Raw genomic sequence first — 20,509 nt, 5'->3', positions numbered from 1 at the left:
TGTGTTCGAGGTTACTATATTCTAGCAATTTTTGAAAAGTTTGAATATCCCAATTTTCTTATTTTTGCAAAAAAATACAGACATCAACCAATTCAATTGGAAAATGTCTGCTCTAGTATCTCTATGAGCTTTATGCTGATTCCGCTTGTAACTCAGCCTTTGATAACAGCGATTTGTGTTGCCATTTCCGGCCTTTCCAGCGTAAATAGTGAAAAATACCTCGTACCCATTCATCGCATGCATGTGCAATCCACACACCCAGTACACCATATCCCATATGAATGCCTAGCACATATGCTAACGGGATTTTAATCCCCCACATTGAAATGATGGCCATCATTAACGGGAACTGAACATCTCCTGCTGCTCGCAAGGAGTTAATGACCACGTGGTTAAACACACGGCCCGGCTCTAGCAATATACAGAACAACAAAATCGCTGCCCCTAATTGAATGATCGCTGGCTCATCCGTAAAGATTGCCATCACTTCATATCGGAAAAAGGATACAGCCACGATCACAGCAATCGTAATGACTAGTGACCATTTCAGGCTACGTAAAAGTTGATGATATGCTTTTTCCTTGTCTCCAGCTCCAATCAGGCGAGCCACAATAATTTCGGTTCCCTCGCCGACGGCCATTCCAAATACCATAAAAAAATACACAATCGTATTCGTATAGAAGTGAGTTGCAATCGCTGTTGTACCCATAAAGCTGACAAATCGGGTCACCATCATTTGACTAAGCTGATAAGAAAGCCATTCCAGCCCGGCAGGAATACCAATTTTGAGGATCGCCACCAGCTTGCTCCATTGAAGCTGTACATAATATTGGATACGAATGGGCGCACTTACACGTTTGTACAGCAGGATAAAAATCCACACACATGCTACGACGCGGCTAATAACCGTTGAAATCGCTGCTCCCGCCACTCCCATTTGCGGCAGACCAAACCAGCCGTATATGAGCAATGCATTCCCCACAACATGCAATATATTCATGCCGATGCCTACGATCATCGTATCTTTGGTAAAACCATGCGAGCGAATGACCGGTCCTGCGGTTAGCATAAGGGCTTCCAGAAACAGCGAACCCCCTGCCAGCATCATATAGATTTCTGCATTTTCCTTGATTGTCGGAGTAATATGGTAGAAGGATAATAAAAAATCCCGGCTTACGATAAACATCAAACTTAGCGCCAGGCCAAATACCAGATTAAAGGTTAGTGCCGATGCGGTAACACGGCTTGCATCCACATGCTTTTGCGCACCCAATAACTGAGCAATGATCACACCTACTCCAAGACCAAGCAGATTGAAGAGTATAATCGTAAATTCAATCAACTGTCTGGATACACCGACAGCCGATACAACCTCATCTGAAACATGGCTCAGCATGAATGTATCCACGCTACCCATCAAAATATGAAACAGCATTTCTATGAAGATCGGCCAAGTAATTGCGAAAACCGTCATCGTTTTGACGGCCTGCGCTTGCTTGGAGCCACTTTCCTGCGACAATGACATACTTCTGTATTCCTCCGCTCCCGTATGTAAAATCAAAATTTGCTCATCATTTTTTGATAACGCTTACTCATTCATAAAAAGTCATATGTTTTTTAGCATTTTTATAATATTCCAAGCGATCCTGCAATTGTCCTGTGTGGAATTCGAACTTATGTCCATCTGGATCTGTAAAATAGACTGATCTTTTATCCTGTTCATTCCGCTCCCGTCCAGGCAAAATGGTGACATTAAGTGTTCTCAGCTTGTTAAGCATACTTTCAAAATCCGCTTCCGCTACCGAAAATGCAATATGCGTGTAGGAATGATGAATTTCATTTCTCGGAATATCCTCTTCCAGATTGAGAGCCAACCACATTCCTAGACAATCCAGATAAGCCAGCTTACGTCCTTTAACGAGTAGTTTTCCATCCAGTACATTCTGATAGAATTGTATAGACTTCTCCAAATTAGACACTGAAAAGCAAATGTGATTCCATCCTTGTATATTCATGCTTTCTATTCCTTTCAGCGAACCCTGTTCAGCCAGTAGTTCCACGCTTCTGTATATTGGCCTAAATCTCCCGGATGATGGCGAATGCAGGTAGCTATACGAAAGTATAATCCCTGTAGCACTTCCCTGTTCAGCTCATATTCCCCTGTCATCTCTGGCCTAAGCATCTCTACCGCTGGCAAAATGGTATCGACGGTCAGCCTATCCGGTGAAGAACAAAAGGCGTATATCAAATCATACAGAGGCTCTCCCACTACTGGATCAGGATCAATAATACCTGTCAATGTACCATTTTCTGCAAACACAAAATTATGTACTCCGAAATCGCCATGAAGCAAATATTTAAGATTCCGTTGCGGCGATCCGGCCACAAGAGTATGGACGAACCGATGATTCTCTGGGGGTAAAACGTCTTGTATAATCTTTTCGGATTCTTTTGTTCTGTGAAGCAGAAAATCTCTCCATTCCACAAACGGATGATCCGAATAACCATACTCGCGTTCTTCTCCAAGGGATTTGTAGTGTGCAATGACTTCTGTCGCCAGACTGAGCAGCAAATCACCCTTATTTCCTTCACTATATTGCCTAGTGAATCCTGGCTTGAACGCATATACCAAATAACGATGTAGGGAATCTACATAAATCACTCGAGATAGCTTCTCAATCTGTGCATAGGTAAGTAAAAATTCTGCCTCGGCTTTTACAATCGCGGGATCATTTTGTTTAATTACATATCGTGGTCTGGTACCGTCCATAACAACAACCACTTCACTCGAAGTTCCGCCAGTCAGCGGTTTGAGATTTTGCATACGGCTTTCAAGCACGCCTGCTTCATAAAGCTCATTCAGGATGAGTTGAATGTCCATGTAAAACCTCCCTATGCATCTGATCCATAAATAATGCGGCTGGCGCTTCGGATTGCTGATCTAGCCCACCTGTTCGCCAGCCGTTCTGTCTTAAAAATAGATTTTTTCATGCTCCGCATAGATTTCAAGCGCCCGCTCCATCTTATGGACATAGGTCTCATCCTGACTGGTACATAGAAAAGTGACGTGTCCGTCCTGCGGTTGACCCACTTTTACCGGGGATGCCAGCAAATTACGCTCGGACAGCACCTGTTTCAAGCGTTTGACCGTTCCGTGGCTCCCATCAATGAGCTGAATATGAGAAGGCAGCAGTTCTCTCAAAATTTCCTTATAGAATGGATAATGTGTACATCCCAATACGACCGTACCATAAATATCTAGGTTAAACGAAGACAGCTTATGGTTAAAATAATTGAACAATTCTGTTCGGTCAAAATTCAACTGTTCGCAATATTGTACTAGCTCCGGCAAAGGCAGTGAGTCCACACTTCCATGATCGTCAACTCTGGATACCAGTGCTGCATAACCAGATTGTTTTAAAGTCAACGGTGTCGCCAGCACCAGAACTCTTTTACCATTGGCACGGTTCATCTCGACCGCTGGTTTCACTGCTGGTTCCATTCCGATAATCGGAAATTTATATTCCTTCCTTAGCTCTGCCACCGCGATACTTGTAGCCGTATTGCAGGCAATCACCAATGCCTTAATATCCTCTTTTAGAATCGTTTGTACCGAAGCCTTGACATAACCAAGCACCTCTTGGGGTGTTTTCGTTCCGTAAGGAACATGAAGCGTATCCGCCATGTAAACAAAATTTTCGTTTGGCAAACGTCTTAGCGCCTCAGACAATACTGTAATTCCACCCAATCCCGAATCAAAAAAACCTATCTTCAAGCTACTCACCTTTTTTCGTTCAACTATGGTGTTATATCTTGCTGGCACCATGTTCATTTCCTTCTTCGCCTATCCAAGCATTCTCTTCATTAGACTTTACATTTAAATTTTACCGCAAAAATGATATTTTGCAAAAGAAACACGCAAATTTTACAGTGTAAAAAATAAAGTAGCTGTCCAAAGTAAATTTAATATAGAAGTGTTGACAGATATTATCTTTATATTGTAATATTACGTGGTAACTTACTAACTAAACTTACTTATTCAACTTACTTAGGGGGAAATAAAATCATGTCTAAAGTATTATTTGTCAAAGCTAATGATCGTACAGCTGAAGAATCCGCAACAGTTAAATTGTATAACGCATTCGTGGAAAGCTACAAGTCTTCTCACCCATCTGATGAAATCACTGAGCTGGACCTGTTCTCCGTCGAACTTCCTTATCTGAACGCTAACATGATCAACGGTACGTTCAAATCCGCAAGAGGCATGGAGCTGAATGCAGAAGAAGCTCGCCTGGCAAACATCGCTAATGGTTACCTGGATCAATTCTTGGCAGCAGACAAAGTCGTATTTGCTTTCCCACTCTGGAATATGACTATTCCAGCTGTACTGCACACATACATTGACTACCTGAACCAAGCTGGTAAAACATTCAAATACACTGCTGAAGGTCCTGTAGGTCTTGTAACTGACACTAAAGTAGCCCTGTTGAATGCAAGAGGCGGCGTTTATTCCGAAGGGCCTGCTGCTGCTGCTGAAATGTCTTTGAACTTCATGAGTAACATCTTAACCTTCTTCGGCGTAAAAGACATCGTGAAGGTTGTACTGGAAGGACATAACCAAGCTCCTGACCAAGCACAAGAGATCGTTGCTTCTGCCGTACAACGTGCAGTAGACGCAGCAAAATCGTTCTAATTATATATATGATGAGAAGAGGATATCCGCACCCTTTATGGGATGGATATCCTCTTTTTTTGTTACAAAATATAAAAAACACGTACTTCCCTGATCTGTGATCAAGTAAGAAGTACGTGTCTGTATAAGCTTATTGTTTAAGGAATGAACTGCTGCACGATTTTTACAACCTTACCGTCACGAAGCGTAACATGGTATGGAAATTGGCTGAGGTCCAGAACATCCTTTTTGGCAAAATCCTTCTCAAATTGTGCCAAAGGAATGGATTCGTTCCATTGCACGTCTGTATCTTCTATATTCCCTGTGTGATCATAAATCTGCACCTCTACCGAAGCATCTGGTGCAACCTGATACACGTCATTTTGCACGGAATTGTTTACGATGTAGTAGCCATCCGGCGCTCCGTCCAATCCTGTATTTCCTTCATGCTCCACAAATGCTTTGTCTGCTGCTGCGCCTTCGTACCATTCAATCGGATCTGCTGACAAATAAATTTGTCCATCGCGAATGTCCATTTGGTTTATATATACGGTCTCCTGATTTTCAGCAGCTGCTACAGGTGTGTAGCCTTGTGCTGTTGCCCCTGCCGTCGTAATCAGCATCATCATCAAAGTCAATACGGTCCATTTCGAAGCTAATTTCATCATGTCTGATCTCTCCTTGCCGTTTGGGTATGTACACGGTGTCTGTAAGCTTCATTACCCTTGTGTACCTATCATAAACTTTGAACGGTTAAAAAGTGTATCAGATACATAAAAAATAAGTTACGATTTTTTAAGACTTGGTCTTAAAACTTGATGACATGTCCTATTTACCTTTGTTATTTTAGTAATCCCACCTGACGTGCCTGTTCCTCGGTGAGAATAAACTCTTCATTTTGCCATACCTCGTCCTCTTTGGTTACAGCAAACATCCCCATAATCTCTTTCCAGATTCCTTTGTCGGCGGCTTCCTTTTGTGTAATGATTATTTTCATTTGAATCCCTCTCTCTTATTAGAATACGTGCAATGTGTGTAGCCCACTGCGCAAATAGATGGTTTCTCCGATCGCTGCTCCAAACCCATCTGTCCGCTTCGTACTCAGCTTATCCTTGTCATCCTCATTTTTCATAAGTTTGTCTCAAAACAACAACCATCTAGCAAACTAGTACCGATGCTCAGCTAAAATGTAAATTTTTATAAAAATACCCAACTTATATATGGAGTCACAGTGCCTGTCCTAAATTTACAAATGGGATAACTGTTCTGCTTATAACATATGTACCCTTTTCTTACCGAAATTATTCGTATCTTATTTGTGATCTTAAAACTTAAGAATAATTTTGTAGGCAATGACCTTTCTTAGATGTGACTAAGCGCTAAAATAAAAACGGCTGCAGGTTATCCTACGAGCCGTTTCTACTAATAAATTTTTATGCCTAGTTAATTCACCGAAACCATCAACATATGCAAATTCATTTTTTCTGTATAAACAAGTGGTTGCCAAAAGAAATAAAGCAGCGGAGAGGACGGTATTGTCTGAAGAAGCGGAGTATTCGCCTTTGTCCCCGGATTTCTCCCCTTGAACATACAACCAAGAAATCCGGGGGCAACAGCGATCGGAAGAATAATCCGTTCTCGTAGCGGTCACAAGCCGCATACCGTTACTTAATTAATTCTGATGTTGCCCTATTTTTACACGGAAAAGTAAAAAGGCTGCACGCATACTGGTTTGGACACAGTTACTTGTTGTCCAGTGTAGGTCAAGCGACCGCTTGCTTTGTCCACTTTGAAGGTAACAATATTGTTGGTGTCGCGGTTAGCCACGAGCATATAGTCACCATTAGGTGTCAAAGCAAAATGACGCGGATGCTCGCCTTCGGCAGATACATGCTCAACCAAGCTCAACTTGCCAGTGGCTCCATCTACAGCGTACACTACGATGCTATCATGTCCACGGTTGGAACCGTACAGATAAGCGCCATCCTGTGAAATCGCAATTTCTGCAGTTGTGTTTTCGCCAGTAAAGTCAGACGGCAATGTCGGTACGCTCTCAAGCTCAGTAAGCTTGCCAGCTTCTGCATCATATGCGAAAGAAGTAATGGAAGAATCCACTTCGTTAATAACAAAAGCAAATTTACCGTTCGGGTGGAACGTCAAGTGACGTGGGCCTGCACCTGCATGGGTTTTCGTTTCACCGTGCAGCACCAGTTGCCCTTTGCTGTCATCAATGGTATAAATACGGATCAGATCCAGTCCAAGATCTTGTACGAACAGGAAGCGGCCGTCCGGGCTAAAGAAACTGGAATGTGGATGTGGACGATCCTGACGCTCAGGATGCGCTCCTTTGCCCTCGTGCTGTTTTACATCCAGCAATTCACCGATACGCCCGTCCTCAGTCAGAGATATCAGTCCTACCATACCTCCGTGGTAGCTGACTACAATCAGGTAACGATCGGATGGATCACGTTGAATGTGGCATGTTGTGGAGCCTACGTTTTCCGCGCGATTCAGCAAAGTAAATGTGCCTTTAACCGGGTCAATTTCAAAAGCAGAGGCTTCGCCTACCTTCGCTCCTGCAGCGGAAGTCGTCTCGCCAATGGAATACAGCTTCCGATTTTTAACGTCTACATTTAGAAATGTAGGATTTTTCAAGCCGGAGAACTCACCCTGTAGTGTCAGGGCTCCTGTCTGTTCATTAAAAGTATACGAATAAACTCCGTTACCTTCCAATTCGGCGTAAGAGCCTGCGAATACGAGCAATTTTTGTTGTGCTGTCATGGTTGTGTCCTCCTTGGATTAAAAAAATGACGGGCAATTGGAATGATTGCTCCTGTTACAGATACTGCTTTAAGAGGCGCGCTCCACCACAGGTTCTGTAGACAATGCTACATTGCCTGCTACAGCACGCGAGATCATGCATGAGGTTTCAGCCTGCTCTGCAAGGCGCAATGCTTGTTCGATTTGCGATTCTGTTGCATCGACGGACAATAGAACTCTTGGACGATGCACGATTCGGCGATATGTAAAAATGTTGTTCGTTACATCGACAATCCCTTCGGATTCCAGTGCCAGTGATACCACCGGGAGACTGGCACGCTCCATCATCGCCGCCAAAGTAATCAAATAGCAGGTAGCAGCTGCTCCGAGCAGCATTTCATCCGGATTGGTGCCCATACCAGGGCCTCCCATCTCAGCCGGAATCGAAATCGCTGTCCGCAACTGTCCGGCCTCAATACGCCCATCGCTGTTGCGTCCCCCGTTCCAGTCTGCCTTGAGCAGAAAGGTATGCTCCATTTCAGGTCACTCCTCTCTCTTGTATTATGAATGTTTACACAGGTGAATGTAAAGGTTAGTCAATCTCCTGATTTTTAGTTTCGGTACCCAGCAACCATACAGCAGCTGCTCCGATCAGGATCGCTACGAAAAAAATCGCAAAGATAGATGGTAACGCTATGCCTTGTCCTACGAGTATACCTACCACAAAAGGCCCGATCACGCCGCCAATACGGCCAAATGCAGCTGCCATACCCACACCGGTAGAACGAGCAGACGTTGGGTACAGCTCCGGGGTATAAGCATACATAGCTCCCCATGCACCGAGATTAAAGAAAGACAGACAGATACCAGCAGCCAACAACATCCCTGCCGTTTCCGATGTTCCAAACCAAATAGCGGACACTGCCGTGAGCAACAAGTAGATGATCAGTACAAATTTGCGACCCAGCTTTTCAATCAGATAGGCAGCGGTAAAATAACCTGGTAATTGTGCAAGTGTCATGATTAGGACATACTCAAAGCTTTTAACCAGCTCAAATCCCTTCATAAACATCATGCTTGGCAACCACAGGAACATGCCATAATATGAAAATACAACTGTAAACCATAAAATCCACAGCATTAGCGTAGACTTGCGATGGGGTCCCGACCAAATCGAAGCCAATCGTGCACGCAGCGGAAGTTTGACGCTTTGCTGCTTATAACGCGGTGAATCATCAATAGCTCTGCGCAGATAAAGAGCGTAAAGCGCAGGTACTGCGCCGAGAATAAATGCCATTTGCCAACCGTATTTCGGAATAACAAAATAAGCAATAAGAGCCGAAAGAATCCAGCCTGCCGCCCAAAAGCTTTCCAGCAGCACAACTGCTCTTCCTCGTTCTTTTACAGGCACTGATTCTGACACCAGCGTCGAAGCAACAGGCAATTCCCCGCCCAAGCCTGCACCAGCAATAAAACGCAGCACCAGCAGCATTCCGAGACCTGTCGCAAAAGCGGATAAGCCACTGGCAATGGAAAAGATCAAAAGTGTCCACACTAATATGGCGCGTCTGCCGTAACGATCCGCCAAAATCCCCGCCAAAGCGGCCCCGAACACCATTCCTATTGAATTCATTGCAGTCAGCAGTCCAATTTGCTCAGATCCCAGATGCCACTCCTTAGCCAAAGCTGCCACTATAAATGAAAGCAGTCCCACATCCATAGCATCAAACAGCCAGCTAAGCCCTGCGCTAAATAGCAATTTTCTTTTTTTAGCTGGGGGTAATGAAGTTAATTCACTCATGATTCGCTCTCCCTTAAAAATGCATCGTATGTAGACGTATATTCAGGTGTCTTGTCACCTGTAGCCCAGCATCTATTGTACCGCAAGCTTCCTGAATCTGCGAGCTTTTTAATGCAAAAAAAACGGAAGATTGCCTACGGCAATTCTCCCGCCTTCTGGAACCTGTCAGTTACCGGTTTTGGACCAGACCGATGATCGTCACCATGAGCACCAGCAGCTGGATGAGTGTATCGTTACTCATTCCAAACGCCTCCATCCCATATGAGATACTCCTTCGGCCGTTTCCCCTCTCCCCGGATTATGACGCTTGTTCCCCAATACATACCTATGCAGGTGGCGGGAATCTTATGATCAAGAATGGATACAAATCTTCATACATTTAAGGTTTAATCCAGGACCACTGCAAATCCATTTCCTGAATGCATTCACGGCTATCATGTTCATCATTGGCCACCAGCGGGGTCACCGGATAGATGCTCATATCACCTTGCTCATACGTGCGCAATAAGGGCAGCAGCTCATCAATGTTCTGGATCGACGGATCTAGCCATGAATCTATTTGGTCTGCTTCCAAAATAGCGGGCATCCGGCTGTCAAATTCACGTATATCCGTATTGGCCTGAACCGTCATCATCGTACAGGTGCGTAACGGCTCCTTTCGGCTATCCTGCCATATTTCATAGAGCCCCGCGACCGCAAACATTTTCTGTTCCGGCAATACCACTCGGACAGCACACATGCGTTTGCCTAATTTTCGCCAATAATAAAAACCATTACAAGGAATAATACAGCGGTGGGTTTCCGCCATCTTCCGATAACTAGGATTTACCCGAACAGTATTCAGGTCTGCATTAACACAATCCTTACCCCAATAAGGAATAAATCCCCAGCGAAATTCATCAAGCACCCGTTCTCCATCCTGATGCAGCACAATTGGAACATGCTGGGTGGGACTCATGTTATAACGTGTTTTATAATAATACATCACACGTTGTATACCAAAATGATCCCTTACCTCATCCAAATCAGCCGATAACGAAAATCTTTTGCACATATGCAATTCATCCTTCCGCCTTTTTTTACCTATTGTGCGGATATACAAGGAAAAATATGCATAAGCGAGGATTTAACAAAAACCTGATGATCAAAAAAATATATATAGCAATATCCCCGCAGTCATGAAGCTACGGGGATAGATACTAACTTATATCGTTATTACTTCTTCTCTACAGCATGGCCGCCAAATTCATTACGCAGCGCAGCAACTACTTTGCCGTTAAATGTATCAGCATCCAGCGAACGGTAGCGCATCAGCAAGGACAAGGCAATAACCGGAGTTGCTGCCTGAAGGTCCAACGCTTCCTCAACAGTCCACTTACCTTCACCGGAAGAGTGCATCACCCCACGGATTTCATCCAAGTTTGCATCTTTGGAAAATGCGCGTTCAGTCAAGCCCATCAGCCAAGAGCGGATAACGGAACCGTTGTTCCACACACGCGCTACTTTTTCATAATCAAAGTCAAAGTTGCTTTTCTCCAGCACTTCAAAACCTTCACCGATGGAAGCCATCATACCGTATTCCACACCGTTATGAACCATTTTCAGGAAATGTCCGCTACCGGATTTACCAGCATACAAATATCCATTTTCCACCGCTGTATCGCGGAAAATCGGCTCAACAACCGCCCAAGCTTCTGGATCGCCACCGATCATGTAACAAGCGCCATTGCGTGCACCTTCCATCCCGCCGGAAGTTCCTGCATCCATAAAGCTGATACCGTATTCTTTCAGACGAGCATGGCGAGCAATGGACTCTTTGTAATGAGAATTACCGCCTTCAATAATGATGTCCCCTTTGGACAACATTGGTTGAAGCTGATCCAGCACAGAATCAACTATTTGGTGAGGAACCATAATCCACAGCACTCTAGGGGATTGAGTTGCTTGTACAAGCTCTTCCAAAGTAGAAGCACTTGCAGCTCCATACTCCTTCATTTCTTGAATTGCGGCTGCATTGACGTCGTAAGCCACAACTTCATGCTTATGATCGATCAAGTTTTTACCAAGATTCAAACCCATTTTTCCCAAACCAATTAATCCTACTTGCATTATAAAGGCCTCCTGCCGTAGCAAAAATATATTTCTGTACAAACTTTTTTTGTTGGACTAAGCACGAACGACTGCTTTTTTTGAGCTTTCGGACTTTTCGTCCAACCACCATGTAAAGCCTTGTTCTTCCAACAATTGATCTGAAGCTTCTGGACCGTAAGAGCCTGCCGCATATGTGTGAAGCGGGACTTCGCCACGGGTAAAAGCTTCGAGTACGGGTTGAACCCACACCCATGAAAGCTCCACTTCATTCCAATGAGCAAAAAAGGTCGAATCGCCGCGCAGCGCATCAAAGATGAGGCGTTCATAAGCTTCTGGGACATCCTTGGCCTCGGAATGATAATTCATCAGAACCGTCTCCAGCTGACCATTGTTCAGCGGATCTCTACTGTTCAGACGGAGCGTTACCTTTTCATCCGGGTTAACATGAATGATCAGCAAGTTCGGATCGGTCGGCTGCCCTTGAGCAGCATAAGGATCTGTATTGTCCTTTTTGAATTCCACAACGATACGAGTGGATTTTTCTTTCATGCGTTTGCCGGTACGAATATAGAACGGAACACCCGACCATTGTTCATTGTCAATCCAAAGGCGAGCTGAAATGAACGTATCATTTTGCGAATCAGGTCCAATGTCCGGCTCCTCTTTATAGGAAGGAACTGCTTTTCCGTTGATCTCACCTGCGGTATATTGTCCTCTAACCACGTTGGAAGCAATATCAGAAGGATCAAGGGCACGAAGTGCGTCCATCACCTTACTTTTTTCATCCCGCACTTGGTCAGCCGTGATATGTCCCGGCTTGTTCATAGCCGTCATCATCAACACCTGCAGCATGTGATTTTGTACCATATCACGAATAGCACCGGAGTGATCGTAATATCCTGCTCGCTCCTCTACGCCTACAGTCTCAGAAGCGGTAATTTGCACATTGGCAATGTACTGGTTGTTCCAAACCCCTTGAAGCAATGGATTAGCAAATTTTAAAGCTTCCAGGTTTTGAACCATGGGCTTACCTAAGTAATGGTCAATACGATAAATCTCATCCTCAGCAAAGGTTCTGCTTAGGCGATCATTCAGCTCGCGTGCCGATTCCAAATCATGCCCAAATGGTTTTTCGATAATAAGTCGTTTCCAACCCTTTGTTTCAGCCAAACCACTTTCTCGAATGTTGTGGGCAATCACATCAAAAAATTCCGGTGCCACCGATAAATAAAACATGCGGTTCCCCGGAATTCCCAAGTCATTTTCACGTTGCTCAGCAAGCTGTAGCAGCTTTTTATAATCTTCCGGGTGGTTAACGTTCAATGCACAATAACGGAAAGCACTTAAGAACTGATCCATCTGTGCACGGTCATCATTCACATGTCTGGAAAAATCCTTAATGGATTGCTCTACATTACTTTGAAATTGTTCGTTCGCCACTTCACGACGCCCCATCCCAATTACAGAAAAGGAAGCCGGAATTTTACCTTCTACAAACAAATTATACAAGGCAGGGTAAATTTTGCGTTTAGCCAAATCCCCTGTCGCTCCAAATAAGACAAATGTCATTGAATCCATGAAATATTCCTTCTTCCCATTATAAAAGATGAGGTTATTAAAAGTTACCTGAGGAATTAACGTAACCCATAATACACCCAATATAAGGGGCAAGTCAATCAAATTTTAGCGAAATCGTGAACATTCGATATATCCTGTAATGATAACGTTTTCTGTGGTATGATTGACGATAGGAAAGAGAAAAAACTGTTAAAATTGTCACAGTTGATACAATGCATTATAGTTACTATTGGTATACAGAGTTACTTTTAGTATACTGTTTAAAACAACAATGAAATTGAGGGGATTCAGATGAGCGACGACAGGCAGCCTAAGCTTTTGTGCGGTAAGGTGGAACAGTCCTTTCAGATCATCAGCAAAAAATGGACCGCTCTCATCATTCATACTTTGATGGAACATCCCAAACGATTTAGTGAAATTCAAGTTTCCATACCTGATCTTAGCAAACGCATGCTGAACGAGCGCATCAAGGAACTAGAGCTTTCCGGCCTAATCCTTCGCAATGTCATCACAGAGCGGCCTGTGCGTACCGAATATTCGCTGACACGTAAGGGTAAAGAGCTAGGTGATGCATTGAATGGTGTGGAGAGCTGGGCCGAAAGATGGCTCTAAACCGCTAACAGGAGATCGCCAATTACGCTCTCCTGTTATTGTGTTACTCCATGTGGATCATAATACAAGCAATAGGACGAAAATAATGGGACAACCGCGCAGTAGCTCATGTTTTTAGATATGAGCCAGGAAAGGATGAGACCGATGGCATTTGGCATTACCCGGCAGGAACTGATGAGCTGGAAAAGAGAGGTCAGTCGTGGCCAGATTGCTTTTCTAACGCATTACTGGCTGGATGACCGCTTTCCAGGCATTACAACTGTCACCAAGGTGGGGTGCTCTGACTTGGATAAGCTGCGCTTATGGTGCAAGCATAACGGATTGGACCCCCAATATATACATCAGCGTCAGCCCTATCCTCATTTTGATCTCATCGGTAACAAACAGATGGAAATCTTACGCAAGTATGGCATGAGCGATCAATTAAGACGCTTCGAGCCTCATCTTCAACCTAGTACACGCCCATCGTTCTAAACCGCAGCTCTCAGAGTTGCGGTATTTTTGTTTTTATACCAGATAATACCTTGTGTATCCAGATCGCTGACATAGCTCCTTCTCCCATCGCAACCGTCGCTTGCTCGGCATGAGCCCCTAAGTCTCCGGCCACCCATACATTTTCCACGTTTGTCATTTTGCTGCGGGGATGCGTCTCAATATGCTTGTTGTGCAGCAGATGTACGCCCAGTTGCTCCGCCAGCTCTGAATGAACATGGTTGCTTCCAAAGGCTAAGAACCCCCGCTCTGCTCCAATCACTTGTCCGTCAGCCAGCCGTACTCCTTCAAAACAGCCCGGTTGTCCCGTGATAATTTCAGAAATGGCTGCTTCCTTATATTCAATCCCTTTTTCCCGCAGCTTCACGATCAGCTCGTTCGGTACTTCTGAACGCTCATGATTGACATAGACAAGGTGATCGGTACGTGCTGATAAAATCAAGGCCATGGAAGCTCCCGCTTTGCCCGCCCCCATGACGACTGTACTGCGATCCTGAACCTCATACCCGTCACAGTCGGGGCACACATACACACTGTTGCCCAGGCAGGCTTGTAGCCCTTCCAGCTTTGGAAAGCGATCCGTCAGCCCTGTGGCCAATAGCAGCGTTTTTGACGTATATACTGCCCCTGCCTCCACTTCAATGTCAAAAAGCTCATCTCTCTTGGTCGCTTTTACCGCCTTGCCATCAACAAATTCAGTGCCAAGCTTCATGGCTTCACTACGTCCAAGCCCTCGTAGCTCTTCACCAGAAATCCCGTCAGGAAAACCCAAAATGTTATGATACTGATGGCACAGCGTAGATCGACCATAGCCCGAATCTATCACCAGCACCCGATGACTGCTGTATCTGCCCAATTGAATTGCTGCTTGCAATCCGGCGATTCCCCCACCGACAATAATGCAATCGTATTTCATGTCCTAATTCCTCCTTCAAATACGCGCAAATGCTAAACATCTGCCAAAAAAAGCAATCACACTTATGTAAACTTCTCATCCAATTTCAAACATAATATCACCTACTTACGGATGAATTAACCTCTCTTCTTCATATATCCAAATGGTTACATAACCAAAAAATGAAACGACAAACAGCACTACGGATAATCCGCAGTGCTGTATTCAGGTTAAACCTGAAAAATCATACTATTATGATCATTATTTAAATGTTTTTACGCGTTCTTCAATAGATTGGAATTCCTTGTCACCTGGTTGGAATGTCGGTTTACCAAATGGCATTTCAGCAATCAGTTTCCAATGCTCAGGAATGTTCCATTCGTTTTTCACTTTTTCGTCGATCAAAGGATTATAGTGCTGAAGGGATGCACCCAGTCCTTCTTGCTCCAAAGCCGTCCATACAACCAGTTGCAGCATACCGTTAGATTGATTGGCCCAGATTGGGAAATTGTCCGCATACGCTTCAAATTGTTGTTGCAGACCAGCTATCACGTTGTTGTCTTCAAAGAACAACACTGTTCCATAACCGCTGCGGAAACCGTTCATTTTCTCAGCAGTAGATTTGAATTGTTCTTCATTGCCTACCACTTCCCGCAAAATATCTTCTGTAATATTCCACAGTTTATCATGATGCTCCCCGAGCAACACTACAGCACGTGAAGTTTGGGAGTTGAAAGAGGTAGGTGTATACTTCACAGCTTCCTCTACGATCTCTTGAATCCGTTGGTCAGAAATTACTTGTTCTTTACTAATGCCATAATAGGAGCGTCTGTCTTTCAGCGCTGTGAAGAAGTCTTTAGTCATTTTGTTACCTCCTGAGAAAAATTAATTACTTTTCGTAACTTAATATACATCGCACATATCTTAAAGTCAAGAGATTTCTTTTTAAATATTACCAGTTGGTTGAAAATTATACGTTGCTATTATATTTTTTCTCACTGGAAGAGGTGTGCTTGGTTGCATCCTTGTCTCTCTCCTCCTGTCTTTCCATCTTTAAATCCTCTACGGGAATGGCATCTACCGTCTGTTCAATTTCAAAACGGTCAAACAAGCTTTCCTGCTCTGTCGGATACTGCTCGGCATGATCACGATTGATCGGCTGCTCCTGATGTTTAGACTCTGTTGTTCCTTTCCCTGTCTGGTCTTTTTGCTCATTCTTACCATGCAGATTATCTTCAAATGGGGTCATCTTTCTTCCCTCCCTATCGGATTGTGTCCACAGTATACTTTTACCTTTCAGGTCGGGGATTAAACGCAAAAAAGAGAAAATCTTTAGAAGATTTTCTCTACTCATGTTCTTATTAATAGTTGACTGGATTATTGCGAGCTGGATTTACGTGTACACTCATGAAAAAGATGAGGCTCCAGCTTCTCTCCCGCTACGAGCTTCTGCACCAGCTCTGTACCTGAGGCCGGAGTCATTTGACCATACCAATCCCCTTGCGGATATACGATTACAACCGCCGCATCATGACAGCGCCCATTACAACGAGTTCTGGTTGTGTGAATATATGCTTCTGCATGTTGTTTACGAATTTCATCCCGAATTGCTTGGGTAACTTCTTCACCCTCATGTCGCATACATGTGCCTCCATTGCAGATCAACACATGATACTTCATAGGTTCTAAATCAAAAATAGCCATAGCTTCCCCTTTAATCAACAGTTGTTGGTTTTTAAATCAATGTTTATCTGGATAAAGAACAAGCTGTGCCTCCATCTGCCCGTCTTCAATCGTCAGCACGATAAATGAATATTCGTCTTCACCGCGTTTGTCCGTCGGAGACCCCGGATTAAGGACAAGCAGATTATCTATCTTTTTGACCACAGGAATATGAGAATGTCCAAAAATCAGGCAATCCAGCGTTTCTCCCTTAAACGTATTCAGTGCTATATTTTCTGTCGAGCCGCGCCAGCCGTGACCATGAACCATACCAATCCGCTTGCCTTGGGCTTCAACAATGCGTTGATAGCCTAGACGCTCCACGATGTCGGTTCCATCATTGTTTCCGGCAATGCCTTGTACAGGCGCAAATTCAGTTAGACGTTCATATACGAACCAATCCGTCCAGTCTCCAGCATGGAGAATGAGGTCACTGCCTTTTAGCTCCTGTACAAGCCGACTAGGCAGCGTTTTGCTTCTATGTGGCATATGGGTGTCTGAAAGTACGATGATTTTCATATCAATTTCTCCTTACTGGCGTCTTTTACACGGATGAACTTTGTTGTCCAACCCGCTGTTTGAGAGCCTGCTCCAGATCTCGCAACGTAACGGTCTCGAAAAACGCCTGGATTTTCTGCTCTGCCACCGTATATAAACCATCCAATAAAGCGTCTATGTTCCTGCCAACCTCGCAATTATGATTGCTGTCGGTATGGATGGCGAACAGCGGGCCTTCATCCTTGGTCGCTTCATAGATCATTTTCAGATTGATGTTTGAACTCGACATGCTTAGACGAAAGCCGCGCGCTCCCGGTGACGAATCCACCAGACCAGCTTGCTTGAGTCGGCTCATAATTCTTCTCACAACTACCGGATTTGTATTAATGCTAGAAGCAATAAGTGACGAAGTCATTCGCTCAGGTGCCCCTTCAGCCAGAAGAAGCAGACAATGGATACTAACGGAAAAATGGGTACTCATGTTAACCACCTTTATATGTGTGCCTCATTAAATGTTTGATAAAATGCATGTTTCCATCATACCACATTAGAGGCAGCGACACAGTGCTTACTACTCCTTACTCTGGAAAATAGTCATTTTCCGGGCGTACTCGCACTTTTAATTGGCGCACACTATATTCCAGCTGCTTAATGATATCCTCCAGTTGACGACGGTCAAGTGCATTAAAGTCGGTGGCAGGCTTGGGTGCATTTTTCAAATCACGTATGGTTGCCTGCTGCTCCTGCCACTTGTCCATCAGGTCGGCTATATTGGCATAAAAGCGTTCATAATCCTTGATCACTTCATCCAGAAAGGCATCCACCTCATCCGGATCATAGCCGCGCATTTTATTTTTAAACTGTTTCTCATGAATGGAGAGCGCGTCCAGCTGAATGCCCAGTTGTTTAAACAACTGCTTTTGCTTATCCAGACGACGCTTCATATGTTCATCCATCGGTTTTCCCTCCTTAACACACTATTCTTTTTATATCACATTCTAGGCTGGGAATAAAAGTCTCTGCTGATTGCTCAGGTCTATGAACGGGTATAAAAGAGCATACACACCACTCATACAGACCATGAAGGGGAGAGATGATCATGAACCATTTGAACGATTCACAGCTTGCAGAGCTGAAACATATGTTACTGGAGCAGAAAAATGATTTAGAAAAACATTTTAAACAAAACGGTCAGGAAAACACACAATTGGGAGAAACACTGACAGATTCTACAGGTGAGCTCTCGTCCTATGATAACCATCCCGCCGATATAGGGACGGAAACCTTTGAACGTTCTCGTGATCTGGCGATTAATGAGTCGCTGGAAAACGAGCTGGAGCAGGTTAATGCGGCCCTGCAACGGATGAAGGATGGGACGTATGGAATATGTGTGGAGAGCGGGGAAGAAATTCCTTTTGAACGGTTGCAAGCCATTCCATATACAGCCTATACAGTCGAGCACACTCCAACACGAGAATTATCGAATGACCGTCCAATCGAGGAACAGGTTATGACTCCGCCGCCCAAAGGTGCAGGTGAGGTTCGCCAACGGAATGCAGGACGATTTGATGATGCAGGCGCATGGGACGCGGTGGAAAAATACGGAACATCGAACTCGCCTGCGACAGCCGCTAAGCGTGATGTCACAGATTATGATGAAAATATGTGATGCTCGAATGTACAAAAACTCATTAAAAATATCTATGTATTTGTTCATCTAGAAAAGCAGCTTGTCCATAGACAGGCTGCTTTTCTATGTCTTCCGGAAATACGATGATCACGCTTACCCAATTTCTATCCGCTTTCGACTGCGAGCTGATTCAATACAAGCGTCGATCACTTTCATATTACTTACCGCATCTTCTGGCTCATATGGCAACGGAATACCGTCAAGCACCGCTTCGGCAAAAGCATCAGCTTGCAGTTCAAAAGAATTAAAACCTTTCAGACGTTCCTCACGCGTAACCGAACCAACGTGAACGAAAATTTGCGGTACAACAGACGTTCTTTCCCAACCAAACATCTTAGGCATTGCAATCGTACCCTTGCTACCGAGAATTTCCATATTGGAACGATTGGCTGCCCACATGCCACAATCGAAAGTAAGGTTGACTCCAACCGGAAATTCCAGCAGACCGGAGGCCATCATATCAACGTTATCATGCTCAGGGGAAAATAAAGCATGTACCGTCACTGCCTCCGGCTCCCGATCCAAATACATACGAGCGGCTGAGATCGGATACACGCCCACATCATATAACGAGCCGCCGCCCATGCTTTTATTAAAGCGTACATTATCTGCCTGATCAGTATTGTTAAATGTAAAAGTACAATGAATACCGCGAATGTCACCAATTTCCCCACTATTGATGATTTCCTTAATTCTTCGATGTTTGGGATGATAGCGATACATAAAAGCTTCCGCAAATGTCACTCCGGCACGGCGACATGCTTCAATCATGCGGCTTGTCCCGGCCGAGCTAAGCGAAGATGGTTTTTCACACAAAACATGCTTCCCGGCCTCCGCTGCCTTAATGGTCCACTCTTCATGCAGATGGTTTGGCAATGGTATATACACCGCTCCGATTTCGGGATCAGCCAACAGCTCTTCATAGCTTCCATAACTTCTCGGAATATCGAACTCCCGGGCGGCCTCAGCGGCTTTATCCGCATTACGACTAGCAATTCCAAGTACTTCTCCGCGTTCGGATTGCTGAATCGCCGGAATTACAGCGATTTTGGCGATCTCCGCCGTGCCTAAAATTCCCCATTTCAGCTTTCTACCCATCATTCTCATCCTTTCGTAGTTAGGAATAGTTGTCTTGTTCCGCTTTATGCAGCATACCTAAGCAACGGTCCAGATCAGCTTTGACCTGCTTTTTGTACAGTCGGGCTTTCTCCTCCCCATCGTCTGTAAAATGATAGAGCACAATCTCCTGAAAATCTACACGCGGGTCTGTTCCTTTTAATCGTTTGGTACGATAAAAAACACCTTCCTGAACCAGTTCATGCAGTGCCCGGTACACCTCGCTTTGAGGCGGAACATATCCGAAACTACTAAACTCATCTTTCATCGATTCGAGCATCTGATATCCATATCCGCGATGCCTCTCTACCATTGTGATCAGATAAATTTTGATAAAAGCCCGCTGGGATATCATAAACGCCATTTCACAACCTCCTCTACACCTTATTCAAGTCTCATATCTTCCATTATAAACCACTCTGCGTCCATAGACTATTTCCTTTCATAAATATGAGAGTTTACGAGAACTCTCCGTCCCTTGAGACCTGCTTGAAGGTGACGAGAGCTATGGAATGAAGCATTATAGAGTAGTGTGCATAGCGCTGAGGAGTGATTTTATGGTTTTCTATTGTAAATTTTTCA

General features: G+C 44.4%; 25 protein-coding genes. 4 read left to right on the top strand and 21 right to left on the bottom strand.

Annotation, left to right across the window (positions count from 1 at the left end; genetic code table 11):
* Window positions 1-130: 130 nt before the first annotated feature.
* The 4 genes from ACU1JV_RS12215 to murI form a co-directional block, all read right to left on the bottom strand.
* Window positions 131-1,525, bottom strand: a complete 1,395-nt coding sequence (locus tag ACU1JV_RS12215; RefSeq protein ID WP_013370856.1) for an MATE family efflux transporter — start codon at window positions 1,523-1,525, stop codon at window positions 131-133.
* Window positions 1,526-1,592: 67 nt separating this feature from the next.
* A complete protein-coding gene (fosB, locus tag ACU1JV_RS12210) occupies window positions 1,593-2,015 on the bottom strand; it encodes a metallothiol transferase FosB (protein WP_129549137.1) in 423 nt (140 codons plus the stop codon).
* Between the two features lie 14 nt (window positions 2,016-2,029).
* Window positions 2,030-2,881 (bottom strand): aminoglycoside phosphotransferase family protein, encoded by an 852-nt coding sequence (locus ACU1JV_RS12205; RefSeq protein ID WP_330706919.1) that lies wholly within the window; start codon window positions 2,879-2,881, stop codon window positions 2,030-2,032.
* A gap of 90 nt (window positions 2,882-2,971) precedes the next feature.
* The gene (gene murI, locus ACU1JV_RS12200; protein WP_058829543.1) at window positions 2,972-3,826 is read right to left on the bottom strand and encodes a glutamate racemase; all 855 of its coding nucleotides are present in this window, start codon (window positions 3,824-3,826) and stop codon (window positions 2,972-2,974) included.
* A gap of 240 nt (window positions 3,827-4,066) precedes the next feature.
* Between murI and ACU1JV_RS12195 the strand changes: the two genes are divergently transcribed.
* Window positions 4,067-4,693 (top strand): FMN-dependent NADH-azoreductase, encoded by a 627-nt coding sequence (locus ACU1JV_RS12195; protein WP_016821060.1) that lies wholly within the window; start codon window positions 4,067-4,069, stop codon window positions 4,691-4,693.
* Between the two features lie 137 nt (window positions 4,694-4,830).
* On the opposite strand, the gene ACU1JV_RS12190 is transcribed toward ACU1JV_RS12195, so the two are convergent.
* From ACU1JV_RS12190 to zwf, 8 genes are all read right to left on the bottom strand, one after another.
* Complete coding sequence (locus tag ACU1JV_RS12190) at window positions 4,831-5,340, bottom strand: hypothetical protein (RefSeq protein ID WP_090735370.1); 510 nt, start codon at window positions 5,338-5,340, stop codon at window positions 4,831-4,833.
* A gap of 173 nt (window positions 5,341-5,513) precedes the next feature.
* Window positions 5,514-5,669: a hypothetical protein gene (locus ACU1JV_RS12185; protein WP_165264003.1), complete on the bottom strand. Its 156-nt coding sequence runs from the start codon at window positions 5,667-5,669 to the stop codon at window positions 5,514-5,516.
* Between the two features lie 698 nt (window positions 5,670-6,367).
* Complete coding sequence (locus ACU1JV_RS12180; RefSeq protein ID WP_413986005.1) at window positions 6,368-7,453, bottom strand: lactonase family protein; 1,086 nt, start codon at window positions 7,451-7,453, stop codon at window positions 6,368-6,370.
* Between the two features lie 69 nt (window positions 7,454-7,522).
* Complete coding sequence (locus ACU1JV_RS12175; RefSeq protein ID WP_413986004.1) at window positions 7,523-7,969, bottom strand: OsmC family protein; 447 nt, start codon at window positions 7,967-7,969, stop codon at window positions 7,523-7,525.
* Window positions 7,970-8,024: 55 nt separating this feature from the next.
* The gene (locus ACU1JV_RS12170; RefSeq protein WP_216975189.1) at window positions 8,025-9,233 is read right to left on the bottom strand and encodes an MFS transporter; all 1,209 of its coding nucleotides are present in this window, start codon (window positions 9,231-9,233) and stop codon (window positions 8,025-8,027) included.
* 379 nt (window positions 9,234-9,612) lie between these two features.
* The gene (locus ACU1JV_RS12165) at window positions 9,613-10,287 is read right to left on the bottom strand and encodes an SOS response-associated peptidase (RefSeq protein WP_413986003.1); all 675 of its coding nucleotides are present in this window, start codon (window positions 10,285-10,287) and stop codon (window positions 9,613-9,615) included.
* A gap of 161 nt (window positions 10,288-10,448) precedes the next feature.
* Entirely contained in the window at window positions 10,449-11,342 is an 894-nt protein-coding gene (gene gnd / locus ACU1JV_RS12160) for a phosphogluconate dehydrogenase (NAD(+)-dependent, decarboxylating) (RefSeq protein WP_413986002.1), read from the bottom strand.
* A gap of 57 nt (window positions 11,343-11,399) precedes the next feature.
* A complete protein-coding gene (zwf, locus tag ACU1JV_RS12155; protein WP_413986001.1) occupies window positions 11,400-12,902 on the bottom strand; it encodes a glucose-6-phosphate dehydrogenase in 1,503 nt (500 codons plus the stop codon).
* A 291-nt stretch (window positions 12,903-13,193) separates the two neighbouring features.
* Here zwf and ACU1JV_RS12150 point away from each other — a divergent pair, with 291 nt between their 5' ends.
* Together ACU1JV_RS12150 and ACU1JV_RS12145 are read left to right on the top strand one after the other, a co-directional pair.
* The gene (locus ACU1JV_RS12150) at window positions 13,194-13,514 is read left to right on the top strand and encodes a winged helix-turn-helix transcriptional regulator (protein ID WP_014599691.1); all 321 of its coding nucleotides are present in this window, start codon (window positions 13,194-13,196) and stop codon (window positions 13,512-13,514) included.
* A gap of 144 nt (window positions 13,515-13,658) precedes the next feature.
* Window positions 13,659-13,988 (top strand): hypothetical protein, encoded by a 330-nt coding sequence (locus ACU1JV_RS12145; protein ID WP_064963289.1) that lies wholly within the window; start codon window positions 13,659-13,661, stop codon window positions 13,986-13,988.
* Between the two features lie 10 nt (window positions 13,989-13,998).
* Here the strand turns inward: ACU1JV_RS12145 and ACU1JV_RS12140 are convergent, their stop codons facing one another.
* The 7 genes from ACU1JV_RS12140 to ACU1JV_RS12110 all read right to left on the bottom strand — a co-directional run bounded on the left by ACU1JV_RS12140 (window position 13,999) and on the right by ACU1JV_RS12110 (window position 18,077).
* Window positions 13,999-14,922 (bottom strand): NAD(P)/FAD-dependent oxidoreductase, encoded by a 924-nt coding sequence (locus ACU1JV_RS12140; RefSeq protein ID WP_413986000.1) that lies wholly within the window; start codon window positions 14,920-14,922, stop codon window positions 13,999-14,001.
* Window positions 14,923-15,162: 240 nt separating this feature from the next.
* Entirely contained in the window at window positions 15,163-15,765 is a 603-nt protein-coding gene (locus tag ACU1JV_RS12135; protein WP_413985999.1) for a nitroreductase family protein, read from the bottom strand.
* 106 nt (window positions 15,766-15,871) lie between these two features.
* Entirely contained in the window at window positions 15,872-16,150 is a 279-nt protein-coding gene (locus ACU1JV_RS12130) for a hypothetical protein (protein ID WP_040101519.1), read from the bottom strand.
* A 128-nt stretch (window positions 16,151-16,278) separates the two neighbouring features.
* Complete coding sequence (locus ACU1JV_RS12125) at window positions 16,279-16,605, bottom strand: (2Fe-2S) ferredoxin domain-containing protein (protein ID WP_025679009.1); 327 nt, start codon at window positions 16,603-16,605, stop codon at window positions 16,279-16,281.
* A gap of 36 nt (window positions 16,606-16,641) precedes the next feature.
* A complete protein-coding gene (locus ACU1JV_RS12120; RefSeq protein ID WP_413985998.1) occupies window positions 16,642-17,142 on the bottom strand; it encodes a metallophosphoesterase family protein in 501 nt (166 codons plus the stop codon).
* A gap of 25 nt (window positions 17,143-17,167) precedes the next feature.
* Entirely contained in the window at window positions 17,168-17,602 is a 435-nt protein-coding gene (locus ACU1JV_RS12115; RefSeq protein ID WP_013370832.1) for an Rrf2 family transcriptional regulator, read from the bottom strand.
* A gap of 97 nt (window positions 17,603-17,699) precedes the next feature.
* Entirely contained in the window at window positions 17,700-18,077 is a 378-nt protein-coding gene (locus ACU1JV_RS12110) for a DivIVA domain-containing protein (RefSeq protein ID WP_337682461.1), read from the bottom strand.
* A gap of 143 nt (window positions 18,078-18,220) precedes the next feature.
* Here ACU1JV_RS12110 and ACU1JV_RS12105 point away from each other — a divergent pair, with 143 nt between their 5' ends.
* Window positions 18,221-18,790 (top strand): TraR/DksA C4-type zinc finger protein, encoded by a 570-nt coding sequence (locus ACU1JV_RS12105; protein ID WP_413985997.1) that lies wholly within the window; start codon window positions 18,221-18,223, stop codon window positions 18,788-18,790.
* A gap of 114 nt (window positions 18,791-18,904) precedes the next feature.
* Here the strand turns inward: ACU1JV_RS12105 and ACU1JV_RS12100 are convergent, their stop codons facing one another.
* Window positions 18,905-19,909 (bottom strand): Gfo/Idh/MocA family protein, encoded by a 1,005-nt coding sequence (locus ACU1JV_RS12100; RefSeq protein ID WP_413987563.1) that lies wholly within the window; start codon window positions 19,907-19,909, stop codon window positions 18,905-18,907.
* Window positions 19,910-19,928: 19 nt separating this feature from the next.
* Entirely contained in the window at window positions 19,929-20,291 is a 363-nt protein-coding gene (locus ACU1JV_RS12095) for a helix-turn-helix transcriptional regulator (RefSeq protein WP_013370828.1), read from the bottom strand.
* Window positions 20,292-20,509: the final 218 nt, after the last annotated feature.

This window comes from Paenibacillus sp. T2-29 (assembly GCF_052921365.1).
This window is presented reverse-complemented; position numbering and strand designations above follow the sequence as displayed.

Excerpts from the sequence above, each read along its gene's own strand:
- ACU1JV_RS12215 (WP_013370856.1), bottom strand. The coding sequence starts at position 1,525 with ATGTCATTGTCGCAGGAAAGTGGCTCCAAGCAAGCGCAGGCCGTCAAA.
- fosB (WP_129549137.1), bottom strand. The coding sequence starts at position 2,015 with ATGAATATACAAGGATGGAATCACATTTGCTTTTCAGTGTCTAATTTG.
- ACU1JV_RS12205 (WP_330706919.1), bottom strand. The coding sequence starts at position 2,881 with ATGGACATTCAACTCATCCTGAATGAGCTTTATGAAGCAGGCGTGCTT.
- murI (WP_058829543.1), bottom strand. The coding sequence starts at position 3,826 with ATGGTGCCAGCAAGATATAACACCATAGTTGAACGAAAAAAGGTGAGT.
- ACU1JV_RS12195 (WP_016821060.1), top strand. The coding sequence starts at position 4,067 with ATGTCTAAAGTATTATTTGTCAAAGCTAATGATCGTACAGCTGAAGAA.
- ACU1JV_RS12190 (WP_090735370.1), bottom strand. The coding sequence starts at position 5,340 with ATGATGAAATTAGCTTCGAAATGGACCGTATTGACTTTGATGATGATG.
- ACU1JV_RS12185 (WP_165264003.1), bottom strand. The coding sequence starts at position 5,669 with ATGAAAATAATCATTACACAAAAGGAAGCCGCCGACAAAGGAATCTGG.
- ACU1JV_RS12180 (WP_413986005.1), bottom strand. The coding sequence starts at position 7,453 with ATGACAGCACAACAAAAATTGCTCGTATTCGCAGGCTCTTACGCCGAA.
- ACU1JV_RS12175 (WP_413986004.1), bottom strand. The coding sequence starts at position 7,969 with ATGGAGCATACCTTTCTGCTCAAGGCAGACTGGAACGGGGGACGCAAC.
- ACU1JV_RS12170 (WP_216975189.1), bottom strand. The coding sequence starts at position 9,233 with ATGAGTGAATTAACTTCATTACCCCCAGCTAAAAAAAGAAAATTGCTA.
- ACU1JV_RS12165 (WP_413986003.1), bottom strand. The coding sequence starts at position 10,287 with ATGTGCAAAAGATTTTCGTTATCGGCTGATTTGGATGAGGTAAGGGAT.
- gnd (WP_413986002.1), bottom strand. The coding sequence starts at position 11,342 with ATGCAAGTAGGATTAATTGGTTTGGGAAAAATGGGTTTGAATCTTGGT.
- zwf (WP_413986001.1), bottom strand. The coding sequence starts at position 12,902 with ATGGATTCAATGACATTTGTCTTATTTGGAGCGACAGGGGATTTGGCT.
- ACU1JV_RS12150 (WP_014599691.1), top strand. The coding sequence starts at position 13,194 with ATGAGCGACGACAGGCAGCCTAAGCTTTTGTGCGGTAAGGTGGAACAG.
- ACU1JV_RS12145 (WP_064963289.1), top strand. The coding sequence starts at position 13,659 with ATGGCATTTGGCATTACCCGGCAGGAACTGATGAGCTGGAAAAGAGAG.
- ACU1JV_RS12140 (WP_413986000.1), bottom strand. The coding sequence starts at position 14,922 with ATGAAATACGATTGCATTATTGTCGGTGGGGGAATCGCCGGATTGCAA.
- ACU1JV_RS12135 (WP_413985999.1), bottom strand. The coding sequence starts at position 15,765 with ATGACTAAAGACTTCTTCACAGCGCTGAAAGACAGACGCTCCTATTAT.
- ACU1JV_RS12130 (WP_040101519.1), bottom strand. The coding sequence starts at position 16,150 with ATGACCCCATTTGAAGATAATCTGCATGGTAAGAATGAGCAAAAAGAC.
- ACU1JV_RS12125 (WP_025679009.1), bottom strand. The coding sequence starts at position 16,605 with ATGGCTATTTTTGATTTAGAACCTATGAAGTATCATGTGTTGATCTGC.
- ACU1JV_RS12120 (WP_413985998.1), bottom strand. The coding sequence starts at position 17,142 with ATGAAAATCATCGTACTTTCAGACACCCATATGCCACATAGAAGCAAA.
- ACU1JV_RS12115 (WP_013370832.1), bottom strand. The coding sequence starts at position 17,602 with ATGAGTACCCATTTTTCCGTTAGTATCCATTGTCTGCTTCTTCTGGCT.
- ACU1JV_RS12110 (WP_337682461.1), bottom strand. The coding sequence starts at position 18,077 with ATGGATGAACATATGAAGCGTCGTCTGGATAAGCAAAAGCAGTTGTTT.
- ACU1JV_RS12105 (WP_413985997.1), top strand. The coding sequence starts at position 18,221 with ATGAACCATTTGAACGATTCACAGCTTGCAGAGCTGAAACATATGTTA.
- ACU1JV_RS12100 (WP_413987563.1), bottom strand. The coding sequence starts at position 19,909 with ATGGGTAGAAAGCTGAAATGGGGAATTTTAGGCACGGCGGAGATCGCC.
- ACU1JV_RS12095 (WP_013370828.1), bottom strand. The coding sequence starts at position 20,291 with ATGGCGTTTATGATATCCCAGCGGGCTTTTATCAAAATTTATCTGATC.